Origin of the sequence: Sulfitobacter indolifex (genome assembly GCF_022788655.1) — a bacterium.
Classification (GTDB): Bacteria; Pseudomonadota; Alphaproteobacteria; order Rhodobacterales; family Rhodobacteraceae; genus Sulfitobacter; species Sulfitobacter indolifex.
The window spans coordinates 451,456-471,078 of sequence record NZ_CP084951.1 but is presented as its reverse complement, the minus strand read 5'-3'; the positions used below and the strand labels follow the sequence as shown (position 1 = coordinate 471,078).

The 19,623-nt window shown below is 62.0% G+C and carries 17 protein-coding genes; 3 read left to right on the top strand and 14 right to left on the bottom strand.

The features are described from left to right. Nucleotides 1-4: 4 nt before the first annotated feature. Both DSM14862_RS02275 and fdhF read right to left on the bottom strand, forming a co-directional pair. A complete protein-coding gene (locus tag DSM14862_RS02275) occupies nucleotides 5-1,198 on the bottom strand; it encodes a Zn-dependent hydrolase (protein WP_007118790.1) in 1,194 nt (397 codons plus the stop codon). Nucleotides 1,199-1,213: 15 nt separating this feature from the next. Then, a complete protein-coding gene (gene fdhF, locus DSM14862_RS02270) occupies nucleotides 1,214-3,979 on the bottom strand; it encodes a formate dehydrogenase subunit alpha (protein ID WP_007118789.1) in 2,766 nt (921 codons plus the stop codon). Between the two features lie 162 nt (nucleotides 3,980-4,141). On the opposite strand from fdhF, the gene DSM14862_RS02265 reads away from it, so the two are divergent. Genes DSM14862_RS02265 through DSM14862_RS02255 form a run of 3 tightly spaced genes read left to right on the top strand, consistent with a single transcriptional unit; the run spans nucleotide 4,142 to nucleotide 6,495 of the window. Beyond that, nucleotides 4,142-4,792 (top strand): histidine phosphatase family protein, encoded by a 651-nt coding sequence (locus tag DSM14862_RS02265; protein ID WP_007118788.1) that lies wholly within the window; start codon nucleotides 4,142-4,144, stop codon nucleotides 4,790-4,792. A 27-nt stretch (nucleotides 4,793-4,819) separates the two neighbouring features. Continuing rightward, nucleotides 4,820-5,443, top strand: coding sequence for a glutathione S-transferase family protein (locus DSM14862_RS02260; RefSeq protein WP_007118787.1), 624 nt, complete (start codon nucleotides 4,820-4,822; stop codon nucleotides 5,441-5,443). Continuing rightward, complete coding sequence (locus tag DSM14862_RS02255; protein ID WP_007118786.1) at nucleotides 5,440-6,495, top strand: saccharopine dehydrogenase; 1,056 nt, start codon at nucleotides 5,440-5,442, stop codon at nucleotides 6,493-6,495. Before DSM14862_RS02260 ends, DSM14862_RS02255 begins: the two co-directional genes overlap by 4 nt. A 2-nt stretch (nucleotides 6,496-6,497) precedes the next feature. Here the strand turns inward: DSM14862_RS02255 and DSM14862_RS02250 are convergent, their stop codons facing one another. The 12 genes from DSM14862_RS02250 to DSM14862_RS02195 all read right to left on the bottom strand — a co-directional run bounded on the left by DSM14862_RS02250 (nucleotide 6,498) and on the right by DSM14862_RS02195 (nucleotide 19,611). Then, nucleotides 6,498-7,229: an SDR family NAD(P)-dependent oxidoreductase gene (locus DSM14862_RS02250; protein WP_007118785.1), complete on the bottom strand. Its 732-nt coding sequence runs from the start codon at nucleotides 7,227-7,229 to the stop codon at nucleotides 6,498-6,500. Beyond that, the gene (locus DSM14862_RS02245) at nucleotides 7,226-7,792 is read right to left on the bottom strand and encodes a DUF3833 family protein (RefSeq protein WP_007118784.1); all 567 of its coding nucleotides are present in this window, start codon (nucleotides 7,790-7,792) and stop codon (nucleotides 7,226-7,228) included. Before DSM14862_RS02245 ends, DSM14862_RS02250 begins: the two co-directional genes overlap by 4 nt. Further along, nucleotides 7,789-9,036: an MFS transporter gene (locus DSM14862_RS02240; RefSeq protein WP_007118783.1), complete on the bottom strand. Its 1,248-nt coding sequence runs from the start codon at nucleotides 9,034-9,036 to the stop codon at nucleotides 7,789-7,791. Before DSM14862_RS02240 ends, DSM14862_RS02245 begins: the two co-directional genes overlap by 4 nt. After that, a complete protein-coding gene (locus DSM14862_RS02235; RefSeq protein ID WP_007118782.1) occupies nucleotides 9,033-9,821 on the bottom strand; it encodes a DUF1365 domain-containing protein in 789 nt (262 codons plus the stop codon). The genes DSM14862_RS02240 and DSM14862_RS02235 overlap by 4 nt, the downstream gene beginning before the upstream one ends. Next, nucleotides 9,818-11,137 (bottom strand): NAD(P)/FAD-dependent oxidoreductase, encoded by a 1,320-nt coding sequence (locus DSM14862_RS02230; RefSeq protein WP_007118781.1) that lies wholly within the window; start codon nucleotides 11,135-11,137, stop codon nucleotides 9,818-9,820. Before DSM14862_RS02230 ends, DSM14862_RS02235 begins: the two co-directional genes overlap by 4 nt. Nucleotides 11,138-11,273: 136 nt before the next feature. Beyond that, nucleotides 11,274-12,287, bottom strand: a complete 1,014-nt coding sequence (locus tag DSM14862_RS02225) for a pyridoxal-phosphate dependent enzyme (protein WP_007118780.1) — start codon at nucleotides 12,285-12,287, stop codon at nucleotides 11,274-11,276. Further along, entirely contained in the window at nucleotides 12,288-13,532 is a 1,245-nt protein-coding gene (locus DSM14862_RS02220) for a DNA recombination protein RmuC (RefSeq protein WP_040700469.1), read from the bottom strand. It abuts the gene before it with no gap. After that, nucleotides 13,529-15,400, bottom strand: a complete 1,872-nt coding sequence (gene mutL, locus DSM14862_RS02215) for a DNA mismatch repair endonuclease MutL (protein WP_007118778.1) — start codon at nucleotides 15,398-15,400, stop codon at nucleotides 13,529-13,531. Before mutL ends, DSM14862_RS02220 begins: the two co-directional genes overlap by 4 nt. Nucleotides 15,401-15,695: 295 nt before the next feature. Then, nucleotides 15,696-16,625 carry a metal ABC transporter permease gene (locus DSM14862_RS02210; RefSeq protein ID WP_007118777.1) on the bottom strand — a complete coding sequence of 310 codons (930 nt, stop codon included), beginning with the start codon at nucleotides 16,623-16,625 and terminating at the stop codon, nucleotides 15,696-15,698. Continuing rightward, entirely contained in the window at nucleotides 16,622-17,827 is a 1,206-nt protein-coding gene (locus tag DSM14862_RS02205) for a metal ABC transporter permease (RefSeq protein WP_007118776.1), read from the bottom strand. Before DSM14862_RS02205 ends, DSM14862_RS02210 begins: the two co-directional genes overlap by 4 nt. Further along, on the bottom strand, nucleotides 17,824-18,618 hold the full coding sequence (locus tag DSM14862_RS02200; protein WP_007118775.1) for a metal ABC transporter ATP-binding protein: 795 nt from the start codon (nucleotides 18,616-18,618) through the stop codon (nucleotides 17,824-17,826). The genes DSM14862_RS02205 and DSM14862_RS02200 overlap by 4 nt, the downstream gene beginning before the upstream one ends. Nucleotides 18,619-18,621: 3 nt before the next feature. Next, nucleotides 18,622-19,611, bottom strand: a complete 990-nt coding sequence (locus DSM14862_RS02195; RefSeq protein WP_007118774.1) for a metal ABC transporter solute-binding protein, Zn/Mn family — start codon at nucleotides 19,609-19,611, stop codon at nucleotides 18,622-18,624. Nucleotides 19,612-19,623 lie beyond the last annotated feature (12 nt).

Below are 19,623 nucleotides of genomic sequence, written 5' to 3'. Positions count from 1 at the left end.
GCGCTCAAAGCGCCGCGACGGCCCGCCCCAGCACCTCAACCGCTGCGATCAGATCCTCTTCCGCCGTGTCCTCTTCAAAGGCATGGCTGATCCCATTGATCGACGGCGCGAACAACATCGCCACGGGCATCAATCGCGCCACATTGGTCGCGTCATGCAAGGCACCCGAAGGCATCTTGCGCCATTTGCCGGGGGCCACGGCATCCGCCGCCTGGGCCAGCGCATCTTGCAGTCGTGCATCCATCGCCACAGGCTCCAACCCCAGCATCGAACCAAAGGACAGGTCCATCCCGCGGGTCTTGGCCACCTCTTCGGCCGTCTCGCGGATGATCGCTTCCATCCGGGCCAGACGGTCGCTGTCTCCGTCCCGCCACTGCATGGAAAACACTGCTTTGCCCGGCACGATGGACGAAGCATTGGGATGCAGGCTGACATGGCCAATGGTCCAGACCGTGGTCGGCGTCACCACATTGCGCAGCCGATCGTTCAGCAGGCTGTTGAACTCAGACACCGCCTGAAAGGCATCGCGGCGCACCTGCATCGGCGTGGTGCCTGCGTGGTTTTGCTGGCCTTCAAAGGTCACCTTCATGTCGCGAATGCCGACGATATCGCTGACCACACCTATTTGCTCGCCGCTGTTGTCCAGCGTCGGACCCTGTTCGATATGCAGCTCGATGTAGCCGCTGAACTGCGCCGGATCGACCGGGCCGGTCACCATACCAGCCACGGCCTTGCGCGCCTCGGCCAAGCTGACCCCGGCATCATCGGTGAACCCGTCTGCCTCCGCCTGATCCAAAGCGCCCGACCAGACGGTCGAGCCGGTGGTCACGCCAAAGCGCCCCTCTTCATCCTGAAACGACACGACCGATACCGCAGGGCCACCGGCCTCTTGCGCCGCGCGGGCGACTTCGAGCGCCGCGATCACACCCAAGGCACCGTCCAGCCAGCCGCCCTCGGGCTGGCTGTCGGAATGTGAGCCCAGCAGAATCGATGTCCCCTCGGCCAAGCCAAAAAGGTTGCCCATGGCATCGACCTCAATCTTGAGCCCTGCCTCCCGCATTCGTCCGGCGAGCCAGTCCCGCGCCTCGACATCGGCGGCGGAATAGGCCGGGCGCACCACGCCCTTGCCCACGCCTGCCGCGCCAATAGCACGCAGACCATGCAAATCTTTTAAAAATCGCGCGGCATTAATCTTCATTTCTCGGTACTTTCCTTACTCGGCGGCAACGGCCTCTTTCGCCGCCTCCACCCTGACGGCAGAGAATTTAAACTCCGGGATCTTGCCGTAGGGGTCAACCGCTGGATTGGTCAGGATATTCGCCGCGGCCTCGACATAGGCGAAGGGCAGGAAAACCATATCAGGGGCCACGGCGCGGTCCTCACGGGCCATGATCTCTATGCTGCCGCGTTTGGTGGAAAGCCGCACATGTTCACCCGGTGCCACGCCAAGACGCCGCAGGGTCGACGGATGGAGTGAACAGTTTGCCTCCGGCTCCAATCCATCCAACACCTTGGAGCGGCGGGTCATTGAGCCAGTGTGCCAATGCTCCAACTGCCGCCCGGTGGTCAGGATCATCGGGTAGTCTGCATCCGGCACATCATCAGGGGCCACGATCGCAGCGGGGGTGAATTTGGCCCGCCCCTCAGGGCGCGGGAAGCCATCGCCGAAAACAATCGCCTGCCCCGGATCATCCGCGCTGAGCGACGGGTAGGTCACCGCATTTTCACGCGCCAGACGGTCCCATGTGATGTTGTCGAAAGACTTCATGTTGAGCTTCATCTCGGCAAAGACATCCGCCGGGCTTTCGTAAGACCAGTCCAGCCCCAGCCGCTTGGCCAGCTCCACCTCAATCCACCAATCCTCGCGCGCCTCCCCGGGAGGTGTCACCGCCGGGCGGCCCATCTGGACCTGACGGTTGGTATTGGTCACCGTGCCCGACTTTTCCGCAAAGGCGCTGGCCGGGAGGATCACATCGGCGTAATTCGCCGTTTCGGTGAGGAAGATGTCCTGCACCACAAGGTGGTCAAGTTTCGCCAGCGCATCGCGGGCATGGTCCACATCCGGGTCCGACATCGCCGGGTTTTCGCCCAGCACATACATCGCTTTGATGTCGCCGTCATGGACCGCGTCCATGATCTCGGTCACGGTTAGCCCCTTCTCGGCGCTGAAATCACCCGAGCCCCAAACTTCGGTAAAGGCGCTGCGCATGCCATCGTCGCCCACGGGCTGATAGTCGGGCAGGAACATCGGGATCAACCCCGCATCAGACGCGCCCTGCACGTTGTTTTGCCCCCTCAGCGGGTGCAGCCCTGCGCCGGGACGGCCGATTTGGCCGGTCATCAGCGCGAGAGAGATCAAGCAGCGCGAATTGTCGGTGCCGTGAATGTGCTGGCTCACCCCCATGCCCCAAAAGATCATCGCCGCATTGGCCCCTGCAAAAGTCCGCGCCACATCGCGCAGCACGTCGGCTTCGATACCGCAGATCGGGGCCATTTTTTCGGGGCTGAAGTCCTCGAGGTGCGCCTTTTCGGCCTCCCAATTCTCGGTATAGGCGGCGATATATTGCGCGTCATACAGCCCTTCTTCGACGATCACATGCATGATCGCGTTGAGCATCGACACATCAGTGCCGGGGCGGAATTGAAGCATATGGCTGGCGAAGCGCCGCAGCCCCACGCCGCGGGGGTCCATCACGATCAGCTTGCCACCGCGTTTGGTGAACTGCTTGAAATATGTTGCGGCGACGGGGTGGTTCTCAACCGGGTTCGCGCCGATGACGATGGCCACATCAGCGTTTCCGATCTCGTTAAAAGTTGCCGTCACCGCGCCTGAGCCGACGTTCTCCATCAGCGCCGCCACGGATGAGGCATGACACAGCCGCGTGCAGTGATCGACGTTGTTATGACCAAAGCCCTGACGGATCAGTTTCTGGAACAGATAGGCTTCCTCATTGGCGCATTTGGCGCTGCCAAAGCCCGCCACTTCGCGCCCGCGCCCCTTAAGACCCTTTGCTGCGAAATCTAGCGCCTCCTCCCAAGACGCCTCGCGAAAAACCTCGCCCCAATTGCCGGGATCGACGTTCAGCCCTTTAGCGGGCGCATCGTCGCGGCGGATTAGCGGTTTGGTCAGGCGGTGATCGTGGTGAATATAGTCAAAGCCAAAGCGGCCTTTAACGCAGAGTCGCCCTTCGTTCGCCGGGCCGTTGATGCCCTCGACGTACTTGACCTTGTTGTCCTTCACCTTCAGCGAAATCTGGCAACCCACGCCGCAGAAGGGGCAGATGCTCTCAACCTCGCTGTCGTAATCCGCGCTATCACCCACCTGCTGCTCATCCACCACCGTGGCAGGCATCAGCGCCCCCGTCGGGCAGGCCTGAACGCACTCACCGCAGGCCACGCAGGTCGATGCGCCCATGGGATCGTCGATGTCAAACACCGGATAGGCATCATGCCCGCGTCCGGCCATGCCGATCACGTCGTTGACCTGCACCTCGCGGCACGCCCGCACGCAAAGGTTGCACTGGATACACGCATCAAGGTTGACCCGCATCGCGACATGGCTGTCATCCAACAGCGGAATGCGGTCCCGCTCCAGCTTGGGAAAACGGCTGCTCTCCACCCCGCTCAGGGCCGCCATGTCGCGCATGTGGCTCGACTTGTCATGCGCCACGTCCTGCGCGGGCTGGTCTGCTAGCAGCAGTTCCATCACCATCTTGCGGGCATTCTCGGCGCGCGCATTGTTGGTGGTCACCACCATGCCATCGGCAGGCTCACGGATGCAGGAGGCCGCCAGCACGCGCTCGCCCTCAATCTCAACCATACAAGCGCGGCAGTTGCCGTCGGGGCGATAGCCGGGGGCGGGTTTATGGCACAGATGCGGGATTTTAAGACCCCGACCATTGGCCACTTCCCAAATGGTCATGCCAGCCTCTGCCTCAACAGTTTGCCCATCAAGCGTGAATGTGATCCTCTCGGCCATGGCTACCCCTCCCGCTAGCTATTGCCCAAACTATAAGCAAAACCCGGCGCGTGTCAGGGGCCAATCCCGACACCCCGTCACGGATAAACGCCGCCGCCCCACATTGCATTGAATGGCCAGACAAGCTGCCCTATCACTGGGGCGAACAGTGAAAGCCCTTTGATGTCCCACATTACTTTGATCCGCCACGGCCAAGCGAATTCAACCGCGAAGGACGAGCTGAGCTATGATAAACTCAGCCCGCTGGGTCATGAGCAGGCCGCGTGGCTGGGCGACCATTTGCGCCAGAGTGAAACCCACCACACGCGGCTTTATACCGGCACGTTGACGCGCCACATCGAGACGGCGGAGGGGATGAACACCGGGCTGGAACCCATTCGCGACGCGCGGCTGAACGAGTTGGAGTATTTCACCCTCGCCAGTCTGATGGAGCAGCAGCACAAGGTGCCCTTCCCCCGCGCGGGCGAGTTTGTGCATCACCTGCCGCAGGTCTTTGACTATTGGAAAGCGGGCAAACTGGCCGACACGCCTGAGACCTACGAGCACTTTGAAACGCGGGTGCAATCCGCGCTGGCCGAGATTGCCGAGGGCGAAGGACCGGCGCTGGTGGTGACCTCAGGCGGGCTGATCTCTCTGGCGATGGCGCAGGCCATGGGCGTCGGCATCCCGGCGATGGCGCGGCTGGCGCTGGCGATCATGCACACCTCGATGCACCGGCTCTTTCCCATCGGCGGGCACTGGTCGCCGGTGCTGTTCAACGCCGTGCCACATCTTGACCGGCCTGACCGGCGTCTTGCACAAACGCATATGTAATCCCTCTCCCGTGAAAGGCTGACCTCCATGCTGAAACTCCACTACGCCCCTGGCACGATTTCGGTGGCCGTTGCTCTTGCCCTTGAAGAAGCCGGGCTGTCCTACGAGCCGGTGAAGGTCGATTTCGCAACGGCCGAGCAAACCGCAGCGCCTTATCTAGCGCTGAACCCCAAGGGCCGTGTTCCCACGCTGGTCACCGAAGCGGGCACCGCCTTGACCGAGACCGGCGCGCTTTTGGAATATGTCGCCACGCGCGCGCCCGACGCATCACTGGTCCCTACCGATCCCGACGCCGCCGGACACATGCGGGGGGTGATGTACTACCTCGCCTCGACCATGCATGTGGCGCACGCCCATAAAATGCGGGGCCACCGCTGGGCCGACCAGCAATCCAGCTTTGACGATATGACGGCCAAGGTGCCGCAGACCATGGCGGAATGCGCGGCCTATATAGAGAATAACGCATTTCTTGGGGATTACGTCGCTGGCGACAGCCTTTCACTGGCTGATCCCTATCTGTTCGTCGTGTCGTGCTGGTTGAAAGGGGATGGTGTTGACCGCGCGGATTTCCCCAAACTCGACGCTTTCGCCGCCCGGATGGAAGACCGTGCCAGTGTGAAAACCATCCGTGACAAGGGAATGCTCGCATGACCCATCTGTGGCTCCGTGCAGAGCAGCGGGATAATGAGACCCGCACGGGGCTGACACCCGAAGGCGCGGCCGCCCTGATTGCAGCAGGCATGAAGGTGAGCGTTGAAGACAGCGACACCCGTGTCATCGCCACCGCCGCCTATGCGCAGGCGGGCTGCGAAATTGTCCCGGCGCATAGCTGGCCAGACGCGCCGGGGGATGCGGTGATATTCGGCCTAAAGGAGTTGCCCGAAGATGGCACCCCTCTGCCGCATACGCACATCATGTTCGGCCATGCCTACAAAGGGCAATCTTCGGGCCGTAAGCTGCTGGAGCGGTTCAAGGCAGGCGGTGGCACACTGCTGGATCTGGAATACCTGACGGATGACAATGGTCGCCGGGTTGCGGCCTTTGGCTATTGGGCGGGCTTTGCCGGGGCTGCCGTTTCTATCAAATGCCGCATCGCACAGTTGCGCGGTGAATCCTGCGGGCAGGTGCAGCCCTACCCTAACGCCGAGGCGTTAAAGGCCGCACTGGCCAAGGAATTGGCCGACGTGGACAGCAGCGCCGACCGGGCGCTGGTGATCGGTGCTTTGGGCCGCGTCGGGCGCGGGGCCAGTGACCTTTGCACAGCCTTGGGCATCCCCGTGACCGGCTGGGACATGGCTGAAACCGCCCATGGCGGACCGTTCGCTGAGATCCTTGAGCATGCCTATTTCTTTAACTGTATCCTCGCTGGCCCAGACACGCCGGCCTTTGTCTGCCCTGATGCACCGCAGGCAGACCGCGCATTGCGGGTGATCGGTGACATCGCCTGTGACCCCGACAGCGCGTTCAACCCAGTACAAGTCTATGACCGCGCGACGACGTGGGAGGCGCCCGCGCGGCGTGTGCATGATGATCCGCCGCTGGATGTCATGGCCATCGACAACCTTCCCTCGATGCTGCCGCTCGAAAGCTCTGAGGATTTCGCCAGCCAGTTGCTTAGCACATTGCTTGCGCTGCCCGAGGCGGACAACGCAGTCTGGCAAAGGGCGCGGGCTCTATTCGCCCAGCACCTTGCCGAGGTTTAAGCTTAAGAAAACAGCCGGTAATAAAGCCCATCTGGCAAAAACCGCCCCAAACGGAACAGCAGTGAGAACCCGTAAGGGAAGTCCAATTTAAAGCTGTCGCCGCCCATATGCTCCAAAACCCGGCGCGCAGCGTCTTCCGGCTCCATCAAGAAGGGCATTTTGAAGTCGTTCTTATCGGTCAACTGGGTTTTGATAAAACCGGGGTTGATGACCTGAACCTGCACGCCCGTCTTGCGCAGATCGGCGTGCATACACTCTGCCAATGACAGCGTCGCGGCCTTGGACGCGGTATAGCCAATAGAACCGGGCAGCCCGCGATAGGCGGTGAGGCTAGAGGTGATAACGATATGGCCGTGATCGCGCGCGACCATATTGGGCACCACCTGCCCCAAGACCCGCATCAACCCGGTAAAGTTCACGTCCGCCATCGTCACACCGTGACCGGCCTGCCAGTCCTTTGCGCCGAAGGGCCAATAGGCACCGGCCAAATAGACCAGACCATCAATGGGGCCGATATCCTGCACGGCGGCTGCCACATCGGCGTCATCGGTTACATCCATAACACGCACCCGCGCCCGGCCCGGTAATGCTTGGGCCAATTCGGTCAGCTTGTCCTCGGAACGGGCCGAAAGGATCACTTCTGCACCCGTACGGCTGAGTTGATGCGCAAGTGCAGCGCCAAGCCCATCGCTTGCCCCGACCAACCAATAGGTCTTACCTTGCCAGTCTTTCATCGCTCCTCCGCCGGTCGCAGCGTGGCAACCAATTCTGCTACTTTGATCCCGAATTTCCGAAACTGGCTGCGATTGACGATGGTGCCATCGGGCGTCAGATACATCCAATCGACGGTCTTCAAGACATGGCTTCCCAGTTCTTCGGGCAAGCGGATCCGGTAGCGCAGCTGCAACGTCGGGCCCGATTGTATCCCCAGCCCTTCGCCCACCACATCAGGTGCGGTGCTGATAAAGTTACCGTTCTTGCCCAGCGTTACCGTCCATTCCCGTTCTTGCCGAGACCCGTCGTTATAGCGAAACGTCTCTGCCACGGTGGCCACGTTCCCCTCCCAAGAGACGTCGAACACGGCGGTAAAACTGCTTGTCACCCGGCCGAGAGGGCCAAAAATCACGCCTTCGCAGATCATCTTATCGCGCAGATGCAAGCGCAGGTCGAACACGGGAAATGAATCTACATAGTCGCTCGGCGACTGGCCGTGGAACTCTCCCAACCGGCGGCGCAGAAAGGTTAGCAATAGACCAAGGCCAAGCCCGACAGCGATAAAGATCAGCGGCTCTGTCACGGTTTCTCCACGTCATTGGCACTGGCATTGGCACTGGCAAGCAGAGCGATCGCCAGCAATTTCAATGCGCAAGGTACACCAGCATAGAACCAGATCAACAGGGAGATGGATGCCTCGGAGCTGTCACCCGCTCCGGTTTGCAATCCTGCGCGTTCTAAAGCTGGAAGTAGAGCAACGGCTGCGAAAGCCAAGGTCAATTTAGACACGAACGACCAAAGTCCAAAACCTTCGGCTGCCGATGGTGAGATTTGGGCCATGCGGGCGGCGAACATGGCGGGCAAAAGCGTCAAATCCGCGCCTAGAACTGCGCCAGAGGCCAAACAGACCAGCGCGAATAGCATCACATCCCCCGGCCCCAGCAACAGCGCGCCACCAAAGGCCACAATGCCCAAGGCCATGGCGATCAACAGCACCCGCCGCGCGCCGTGGCGTTCGGCCAAAATTCCCCAAAGTGGCGCTGCCCCCGCAGCAGCCAAGAAGAACAGCAGCAACAACGGCCCTTCCCATCCCGGCGCGTCGAGGGCCAACTCGACGTAGAACAGGAATAAGGTTGAGGTGACGGCCACCGGCGCTGCATTGACCAGCGCGATCAAAAGCAACCGCCGCGCTTGTAGGTCGCGTAAAACAATGCCAAATCCGCTGGCCACCGGCACCCCCGCCGCACGCCATTCGCCGCGCATCGCGGTCGCGGCCCAAAGCGCCAAGACCACAAAGCCGACCGCGAAACCCGCAAAGGGCCGGTCAAGCGCCATGCCCAGCAACAAAGGCGCCACAGAGGCCACGCAGACCCCCAATAGCGCTCCGGTCTCGCGCCAACGGGCTAGGGTCAAATGGCCTGCGCCCGGCAGTGTATCTGCCTTGGCGACCCCTTGGGCATAGAAGCAAATTGTCAGAAAACTGAAAGAAGAGAACACCAGCGTCAGCATGAACGCGAACCAAAGCACCGGGGCCACGGGGGCTGGCACGGCAAATAGCCCCAGCATTGCCAGCGCCATTACCGTGGCGGCCACCGCCACTGCCGCCGCCCGCTGCGCCCGCAATGCTTGGGCCAGCCAACCAAGTGCCGGGTCTTGCACAACATCAAGCAACCGCAGCCCAAAAAGCACCGCCCCGAGTGCGGTGAGCGAGACCCCATATTCATCGACGTAAAATTTCGGCGCGTGGATGTAGATCGGCAGCCCTGCCGACGCGAGCAATGCCGCAAACAGCGCATAGGCAGGAAGACCGGCTGCACGCGCCGTCATCGGCCACCTACGCCATGGGCACTATCGCGCGAGACCTCGCTCTCGGGCGCGTCGGGTCGCGCACGAAATCCGGCGCGTTTGATCCACAGCTTCAGCGCCTGCCAATGTATCAGCGCCAGCACCCGCCGCGCCCCAAAGGGGCGGCGCAGCAGCGACCACAGGATGCCACCATTGGTCAGCGGTGCACGCGGGCCGGTCAGCGTGGCAATCAGCCCGTTTTCGCCATCGGTGAAATCGATCCAAACGCCGATCCGCGCGGCGTTGATATCAAAACGAAAGACATAACCGCCTGAAACATCCTGAAAGGGTGAAACATGCAAGAGCTTGGCCGCCTTGAGGCGATCCTCGGGCAGAATAGGCCGCATTCCAGGTTGATGGCACAGGTAAGAATGCCGGTCGCCGTATGTATTCGTGACCTCGGCAATCACCGCGATGAGCGCGCCCCCGGCCCGGCGGCAAAGCCAAAAGCTAACCGGGTTAAACACATGCCCCAAGACGCGCGGTTGCGCCAAAAGTTCGATCCGCTGCACGCCGGTAATCTCATGTGCTGCCAATACCTCACGCACCCATGCAGCACCACGCCCCTGCCCCGGAGCGCCACCGTGGTCACTGTCTTGCAGGCTCGTTAGTCCCGCTCCATTGCGGGTAAACAGCGAGGGTGTTGCCAACTCCTTCGCCTCCGCATCGCACAGCACATAGTCTACCGAATAGCGAAAGCGGTTCTCCACCGCGCCCTTGCGGCCATGAAAGGTTTGCCCTCGGATATGATCGACCCGCGGTGTCACTCCGCCGCCAATGGTGCCGCCCGCGCGGCCTGCATCCGCTCGACCACATCCACCGCGCTGGCCAGCCCGTCTTCGTGGAAACCATGGCGCATCCACGCGCCGCAGAACCATGTGTTGTGGCTGCAGTTGAACGCGCGCACCTCGTCTTGCGCGGCTAAGGCGGCAAGGTCATAAACCGGATGCCGCAGCGTGGTTTGATCGTAAATAAGCTCTTCGCGGATCGTCCGCTTGGTGTTGAGCGTCACGAAGTGCAGGTCGTCCTGCGGGATCGGTTGCAGCGAGTTCATCCAATAGGTCAGATCAATCCGGTCAGACTTCTGATGGCTGTCTTCGGTATAGACCCATGACGCCCAAGTAGAGCGGCGCTTGGGCATGATGCTGGCGTCGGCGTGCAGGATGATATCATTCGGTTGATAGCGAATTGCCCCAAGCGCGCGCTGCTCGGCCTCCGTCGGGTCGGCGAGCATTTTGAGCGTGTCATCGGAATGGGTCGCAAAGATCACTTCGTCAAACGCCTCCCACTCACCGCCCCAAGCGCGGACCTCGGCCCCCTGCGCGGTGCGACGCACGGCTTGGACCGGGCTGTCGGTGCGCAGTTCCACGCCTTTGTTGCGCAGGGCGTTTTCAAGCCGATCAACATACTGCCGCGAGCCGCCTTTGACCGTGTACCACTGATGCTGGCCGGAGTAATTCAACAGCGCGTGGTTCTCAAAAAAGTTAACCATCGCATGGGCCGGGAAGTCCATGATCTTCTCGGTCGGGGTCGACCAGATCGCGCCGGAAAGCGGCGAGAGATAGAAGTCGCGGAAATAGCGCCCGGTGCCGAGCCGGTCGAGAAACTGCGCAATCGTCATCGACGGATCACGCGATACGGCCAGCGCGTTTTTGTTGAAATGCACGATATCACGCAGCATCCGCAGGAAAGGCGGGCTGAACATATTGCGCTTTTGCGCAAAGACCGCGTTAAAATTGGTCAGCGCATATTCCAGCCGCCCGCCATCGATGGACGCACCAAAGCTCATGTTCGACGGCACGACGGGCACGTCCAATTCGGCGAAAAGCGCCGCGAGATGCGGATAATTGGCATAGTTGAACACGATAAACCCGGTATCGACCGGCTGATCGCCATTCTTGCCCGCCATCACAGTACGCGCATGGCCACCAATTTGCGCGCCTGCCTCAAACAGGGTCACCCGGTCGGTCGGCGCCAACATATGCGCCGCCCCCATACCAGAAATACCCCCGCCAATCACCGCGACCCGTCGGCTGATAGGATGCTTAGGGTCGGTGGCGTCGTTCATCGCTTCAAAAGGCATAGGGGTCCTGCTTTGGTCCGGGACATTGGATATGGGGCAAACACGGATAAAGGGGAGTTAAAGTTTCAGCGCCCGGTACATTTTTTTGGATGTTTTCGCAGGGCGGTAGGGCTGCGAGCAGTCTGGCAACGGGCCGCTATGAGAGCAGGCTTTCAAGCGCTGCCTGCCCACGGGCCAGTTGGCCCAGATAACTTTCGGTGTCGATGTTGGCGCCACAAACGATCACCCCAACACGGCGCCCGGCCAAGTGACCTCTCAATGGCCCAAGTGCCCCGGCCATCGCGGCCCCGGCCGCAGGTTCCACCGCGAGTTTTGCGGCCTGTTGCAGCACCACCATCCCTGCACAGATTTCGTCATCGCTGACCGTCACAACATCATCGACATAGACCGCACAAAGCGCATGGCCAAAGGGCAGCGCCATTGGTGGGCCAAGGCTATCGGCGATGGTATTGACCTTTGGGATGGTCACCGGCTCTCCAGCGGCAAGGCTTTGTGACATGCTGTCAGCGCCCACAGGCTCCACACCGTAAACGCGGCACGCCGGATTGACCGCCTTGACCGCCGCAGCCACGCCACTGATCAGCCCGCCACCGCCGACCGAGACGACCACCGCGTCCAGATCAGCCACCTGCGCCATGAGTTCCAGCCCCACACCTGCGGTACCAAGCGAAGTATGCAGCCCCTCAAAAGGATGGATAAAAAAGCGCCCCTCATCGCGGACCAGCCGCTCCGCCTCGGCAAAGGTCTCCGCCCCCGGGGGTTTCATAACTACTTCAGCCCCGGTGGCGCGGGCCAGTTCTACGCGAAACGGGTTCGCGTTGTCTTGCATCACCACCTTGGCGCTGATTCCCAGCTTGGCCGCGGCCCACCCTGCGGCAATGGCATGGTTGCCGGCGCTGGCCGCCGTGATACCCCGCCCGCGGGTGTCGTCATCAAGGTTGCGCGCGACCGACAGCGCCCCGCGTGCTTTGAACGTGCCGGTATGCTGAAAACACTCCAGTTTGAGCGCCACATGGGCACCCCGCAGAACGTCATCAATCATGGGAGAAGATAGCGACACCACCGGGGTGTGTAAGATATCGCTGCGCAACGCGGCGGCCCGTGCCTGCATCGCATCCAGTGTCATACCGGTGATATCCACGTCCCGCATCTAGCTGTTCCCTTCGGGTTTCCTTAAGGGAACAATAGCTTCGGATTTCTCTTCGGCCAGTTCTTCGAAGTCGAAATTATGCAATCGACCTGCACGTTTGGCGGCTTTCTCGCTGCTGACCTTGATCTCTTCGACATCGCGGCGCGCTTGGCTGAAGTGGCGGTCAAGGTTGCCCACACGCATCGCCAACCGCTCGACATCCTTGTTCAGGTTGCCCAATTCGCGGCGAATTGCGCCTGCCTGTTCACGCATCCGCGCGTCTTTCAGAATGGCGCGCATGGTGTTGAGCGTGGCCATGCAGGTGGTCGGGCTGACGATCCAGACGCGCTTTTCAAACCCTTCGCGCACCAGTTCGGGGAAGTTCGCGTGCAGCTCGGCATAGACGGCTTCAGAGGGCAGGAACATCAACGCGCCCTCGGCGGTCTCACCCTCCAGAATATATTTGTCGGCAATCGCGTTCAGATGCACCCGCACGGCGGTTTTCATCTGCTGAGCAGCGGCGCGGGCCTCGACATCGGTCTTGGCGCGGCGCAGCGCCTCATAGGCTTCCAGCGGGAATTTACTGTCGATCACAATCGGCCCCGGTGGGTTGGGCAGATGGATTAGACAATCGGGGCGCTTGCCGTTGCTGAGCGTGGCTTGCAGCGAATAGCTGTCGCTCGGCAAAGCCTTGGAAACGATGTCACGCAACTGAATTTCACCGAAGGAGCCACGCGTCTGCTTGTTGCTCAGTATGTCTTGTAGCGACAGCACATCGCCCGAAAGCTTGGTGATATTGTCCTGCGCCTTGTCGATAGAGGCGAGCCGTTCTTGCAGCTGCGTCAGGCTGGTCGTGGTGCGCTTGGACGAGCCGTGCAGCGTTTCGGTCATGCGCTGCTGCATCTCGGCCAAAGACCGAGCCGAACGGGCGGCGTTCTCGGCCAAACGGTCCTGCATCTGCTGCTGCACATGGGCCAGCCGCGCTTCCATGCTTTGCATCATCTGCGCTTGGGTGTTGGTCTGGGTGTCCGACACCATCTGCAACCCGCCCCGCAGCTGCTCTTGCCCCTGCCCCAACTGCTGCACATGCCCCCCAAGGATGCGCATCTGCTGGGCCAAGGGTGCGGCCACGCGGGCCGAGCGGCCTGCGGCGCGGACCGCCATGATAAGCAGGATGATGATGAGGAATAGCAGTCCCGCCCCCGCGAGCGCTGCGAGAGTCAGAGGATCAGACAAGTTCAAAGTCGCGCCGCCAAGCTCCATCAAGTGCGCCCGAAAAGCCGTTCGATGTCAGCCAGTTTAAGCTCGACGTAGGTGGGGCGACCGTGGTTGCACTGGCCGGAATGGGGGGTCGCCTCCATCTCGCGCAGCAGGGCGTTCATCTCTTCTGCGCGCATCCAGCGGCCTGAACGGATCGAGCCGTGACAGGCCACGCGGCTTAGGATCGCTTCGATCTTGGCCTGCACGATGTTGCTGCTGTCGCCGTCGGCCAATTCGTCCAGCACATCAAGGATCAGCGCGCGGGCGTTCACGGTGCCGAGGATCGCAGGGGTTTCGCGCACCGCGATGGCGCTGCCGCCAAAGGCTTCGATGCCAAGGCCGAGTTTCGCGAGGTCGTCGGCCAACTCCAGCAGCCGCGCACAGTCGTTGGCAGACAGTTCGACAATCTCAGGGATCAGCAGCGCTTGGGCCGCCACGCCGTTGTCATTCATCTGGCGTTTCAGTTTTTCGTAGACCAACCGCTCATGCGCGGCGTGTTGATCCACAATGACCATGCCATTGGCGGTTTGGGCGATGATGTAATTCTCATGCACCTGCCCGCGCGCAGTGCCGAGCGGGTAGTCCGGCGCAGGAGCCTCTGACGCCTCTTCAACAACCGGTGCAGCGGGCATCGGCGTGCCTTCCACCCGGCCCCAAACGCCTGCGGTCTCGGCAAAGCCGGGCGCTTGCGCCTCATAGGCAGCTTGGCGCGCAGCGGGGCTGGGGCGGTCCATGCCTGCGCGATCCATCTGGTAGACCCGCGCGCCCTGTGGCTCTGGCTGCATCGCGCCAAGCGTCGCCTGCGCCACGGTGGTTGAGGCGCGGTGCCCTGCTTCGGCCAGCGCATGGCGCAGCGCCGAGACGATCAGCCCCCGCGCCAGACCGGGATCGCGGAAACGCACTTCGGACTTGGCCGGGTGCACGTTCACATCCACCAAAGTCGGCGGGCATTCGACAAAGAGCGCCGCCGCCGGGTGACGGTCGCGGCTGAGGAAATCGGAATAAGCACCGCGCAACGCGCCGGTCAGCAGCTTGTCCCGCACCGGGCGGCCATTCACAAAAAGATATTGCGCCACCGCAGAGCCGCGCGAATAGGTTGGCAGTGCTGCGAAACCCGTCAGGTGCAGCCCCTCGCGCATCGCATCGATGGGCAGGGAGTTTTCGGCAAACTCACGGCCCAAGACCTGCGCCAGACGACCATGCAACGCTTCAAACAGATCCCCCTGCTCAGCCTCGGCGCGGAAGACATCGCGGCCTTTGCCGTCGCCCGAGACATCGCGCAGCACGAAGCGCACGAAGGGCTCGGCCATGGCCAGCCGCTTGATAACATCACCAATCGCCTGCGCTTCGGCTCGGTCGGTGCGCAGAAACTTGAGGCGCGCTGGCGTGGCAAAGAACAGATCGCGCAGGGTGACGATGGTGCCGCTGTTGAGTGCTGCTGGGCGCGCCTCGCCCATGCGGCCACCGTCGACAGTAATCTCGGCCCCCTCAAAACCCGCAGCCCGGCTGGTGATGGTCAGCCGCCCGACCGCGCCGAGCGAGGGCAGCGCCTCGCCACGAAAGCCGAAAGTGTGGATGTTCAGCAGGTCGGACCCATCGATCTTGGAGGTAGCATGTCGCGACAAAGCCAGTGCGAGATCGTCGGGCGCAATGCCGCAGCCATCATCGGTCACACGGATCATCGTCTTGCCGCCGTCGGCGTATTCCACCGTGATCCGCCGCGCGCCGGCGTCGATGGCGTTTTCGACCAGTTCCTTCACGGCAGAGGCCGGACGTTCGACCACCTCGCCTGCGGCGATACGATTGATCGCGGAATCATCCAATTGCCGGATAACGGGGCGATTTTCGCTTATATTGGGGTTCGTAGTGGCCATACCGCAAAACCTAGCTGGGCTACGCCGATTCTGCCAGATGCGAATGGGGCGTAGAAAACGCTTATCAGAGGGGTTTAGGGAAGTCAGCGGACCGCCGCCAATGCTGGGGCGATCCGCTTATGGGTCGTCTACTCGGCGCACTGGTGCTTTTGTTATTCCGGTCTTATCAGAGCGGCGGGCGACCCGGGTAAAAGTGATCTCCGGGGGGAGCTTGCCACCTGTATAGACGCAGGACGAATCACAGGTCAAAGCAAAAGCGAATCGGTCGCGTAAAAAACGAATCGTTGCGATTCCCTTAAGCAGCGGGTGCTGCGGCGCCTCTTTGCCGATGCGGGCCCATAAGTGCTGCCAGCCCAAGGATAACACCCGAGACTGTGGCGATCATTCCGGCTGCCGAGACCGAATCCCGCATGCCGATCCAAAGCGGCCCATATCCCGCCAAAACATAGCCCAGCACTGCGGCGAGCGTGGCAAAAAGCACCGACCACGCAATCTGATGCTCCAACCGGTTGGTCATCATCCGTGCGGCGGCGGGGGGGCAAATGAACATGGCGATGACAATGATACTGCCCACCGCATCAAACGCGGCCACAGCGGCAATCGCCGCGACAATCACCAGCCCAAGGCCAAGCGGCCCGGTCTTCATGCCGATGGTGCGGGCGAACCCTTCGTCGAAGGTGCTGATTTTCAGCGGTCTCCAGAACAGCGCTGTGAAAAGCGCGACGAAAAGCAGCGTCACAGCCATGCGCGGCAGTTCAACCGGGATGGTCGCCAGCGCTTCGGGGTCTAGCAGAGAGCCCCAGCCGGTCGCGTCCAGCCAGATCAGGCTTTCAAGGTTGCCGTAAAGCGCATGTTCCACATCCAAATGCACATTGCTGGTGTCCGATTGCTCAAGCAGCAGCACGCCGCCCGCGAACATCGCGGTAAAAATCACGCCCATCGCCGCACCGGATTCGATCTTGCCCAAGCGGCGCACGCCCTCAATAGCCATCACAGAAACCAGCGCCGCGCCCGCGGCGCCCAGCAGCATCGGCCACGTGCTGACCACGCCGGTCACCAGAAACGCGACGACGATCCCCGGCAGCACCACATGGCTGATCGCATCGCCGATCAGCGCTTGGCGGCGCAGCACAAGGAAGTTCCCCGGCAGGGCGCAAGCCACGGCGACGAAAATGCCGATAAGCATTGGCACCAACGAGAGGGGGACAAATTCAGAACCGTTCATGCCATCACCCCGCCGCGCATGTCGATGCGGCTGTCAATTTCGCGAATTTGATCGGCGGTCAGCACCGTCTCAATCGGAGTCAGACCGTCATATTGCTGGGCGGCGGCCTCATAAGCCGGATCGCGGCGGATGAGCTGCCAGCGGGTCTCATCCCGCAGCGCCTTTGCGGCGCGGCCCCGGCCTGCTTTGGTGGCCACCCCATCGGGCAGGGCGTAGCCTTCGGCGCGCAGCAGCCGCAGGGTGAGTTGTTCGTAGATCGGTTGCCCATGGGCCAGCGCCAGCAACCCCTGCCGGAGATGCACCCGGCGCTGGTACCGGCGGTGCCGCAGCAGAGCCGACAGCGCCCCGCGCCCCGGTGCCAGCAGCAGCGACAGCGCGAAGAGCGCGAAACCCACCAGCACAATAATCGGCCCCGTCGGCAGGTTCGGCTGCGCCGCCGACAGCGCCGCACCGACATAGGCCGCGATGCCGCCAAGTGCGCCTGAGATCAGCACCACGTGATCGGTCCGCTCGCTCCAAAACCGGGCAGTCACGGGCGGGATGATCAACAGCGCGACAATCAGGATCAGCCCGACGATTTTGAGCCCCACAACCGTCACGGCCAGCACCAGCCCCATCATCGCCAGATCCGTGCGTGGCACGTTCTGGCCGATGGCGGTGCCATATTCGGGATCGAACGACGCCAATGTCAGCGGGCGGCGCAAGAGCAAAACCAGCGCCAGCGTCAGCGCCGCTGCCACCGCGATAATCAGCGCATCGTTGCGCAGCATCCCGGCGGTGGAGCCCAAAAGGAAATCCTCTAGCCCCGCCTGCCGTCCGGCACTCATGTTCTGGATCACGGTCAGCAAGACGATGCCAAGCCCAAAGAAAACCGACAGCACAGAGCCAATCGCCGCATCTTCGGCCAGCCGCGTGCGGTTGCTGAGCCATGAGACCAAGAGCAGCCCTGCCGCTGCCGACGCCGCCGCGCCCAACAGCAGGCCAATCAGGTTGCGCCCGTCATCCCCGAACGCGACCATCACCATGAAAGCAATCGCCACACCGGGCAGCGTTGCATGCGATATCGCATCGCTCACCAGCGCCCGTTTGCGCAGGAAAAGAAAAGTGCCGCCGACCCCTGCGGCCATGCCCAAAAGCGTGGCCCCCAGTGTCACCAGCGTGGCGTTATAGCCCAGTTGTAGCGTCAGCGCGTCCCAGATCATGACAGTTGCAGCGCATCCATCTGCGCGCCGGCCAAGCGCCCTCCATAGGCGTCTTGCAGGTGGTGGGCTTGAAATACGTCTTCGACGCTGCCTTCGGCGACGCGGTGGGTATTGATAAGGAACACATTGTCGAAATACTCGGCCACGGTCGACAGGTCATGGTGCACGGCCACAACCGTCTTACCTGCGTCCCTCAGAGATTTCAGCACGGCGATGATCGCCTTCTCGGTCGCCGCATCGACCCCGGCAAAGGGTTCATCCAACAGATAAAGGTCTGCGTCCTGCGCCAAAGCCCGTGCAAGAAACACCCGCTGTTGCTGGCCGCCCGACAGCTGGCCGATCTGGCGGGTGGCGAAATCCTCCATCCCGACGCGCGCCAGACAATCTGTGGCGCGGGCGCGGTGCACGGGGCGGATGCGGCCCAAAAGGCCCAACTGTGGGTAGAGACCCATCAGCACCACGTCGATCACGCGGGTCGGGAAATCCCAATCCACGCTGGCGCGTTGCGGCACATAGGCAATCCGGTGGCGCTGTTCGGCGACCGGCTTGCCATAGACGGTGGCGGTGCCAGCGAGTGGGGTAAGAATGCCCAAAGCGGCCTTGAGCAAAGTCGACTTGCCCGCGCCATTCGGGCCAATGATCGCCGTCATCTTGCCCGGCTCAACGGTCATATCGACCGAGAAGACCGCAGGCTTCTGCCCATAAGAGACGGTCATCCCGCGCACGGCAAGCGGGCTGTCGGCGCGGGACGTGGGCGCGGTTTCGCGACTGCTGGCAAGTTCAAGTGTCATAGATCAGCTTCCCTGTACCAGCTTGCCGTTCATCCCGCCCGCATCCACCGACGCGCCGAGCGCGCGGGCGATGGTGGTGACATTGTGATCGATCATACCGATATAAGTGCCCTCATAGCTGCCGGGTTCCCCCATGGCGTCACTATAGAGCGATCCGCCGATCACGACCTCATGACCGCGCGCCGCAGCCCCTTCGACCAGCGCACGCATGTTGCGGTCGGAAACCGAGGTTTCGACAAAGACCGCGCCGATCTCGCGCTCGACCAGTTCATCGACCAGCCCAGAGATACGGTTCAATCCCGCCTCACTGTTGGTCGAGATGCCCTGAATGCCGATCACCTCAAACCCAAAGGCGCGTCCGAAATAGCTGAAGGCATCATGGGCCGTGACCAGCACGCGCTGGTCTGCTGGCACCTGCGCCACGGTCTCGGCCGCATAGCTGGCTAATTGCTCCAACTCCGCGCGATAGGTGGCCGCGTTCTGAGCAAAGGTCTCGGCCCCTGCGGGCTGGGCCTCGGTCAGCGCGCGGGTAACCTCATCCACGACGGCGATCCATGTTTTGGGGTCCATCCAGACGTGCGGGTCATAGCGGCCCTCGTAGTCAGGGTGGCTGAGCAGATCGTCCTTAGGCAGCGCATCGGCCACAGCGACCACGGCGCGCTTGCGGCCCAGATCCTCAAAAAACCGCTCCATCTGTGCCTCAAGGTAGAGGCCATGCCAGAGCACCAGATCGGCGCGGGTCAGCGCCACGATGTCGCTGCGGGTTTGGCGATAGCTGTGCGGATCGACGCCTGAGCCCATCAGCGAGCGGACCTCAACCAAATCGCCACCAACGCGGCGGGCGGCGTCGGCGATCATACCTGTCGTCGCGACGATGTTGAGCTTTTGTGCCGCGAAGGCGGCAGGGGCCGCTCCCAGAAGTGCAAATGCACTCAGGCCACCGATCAATGCGGTACGGCGGGACGGGCGAAAAGGGTCAGATACATGTTTCATGAGACATTAATG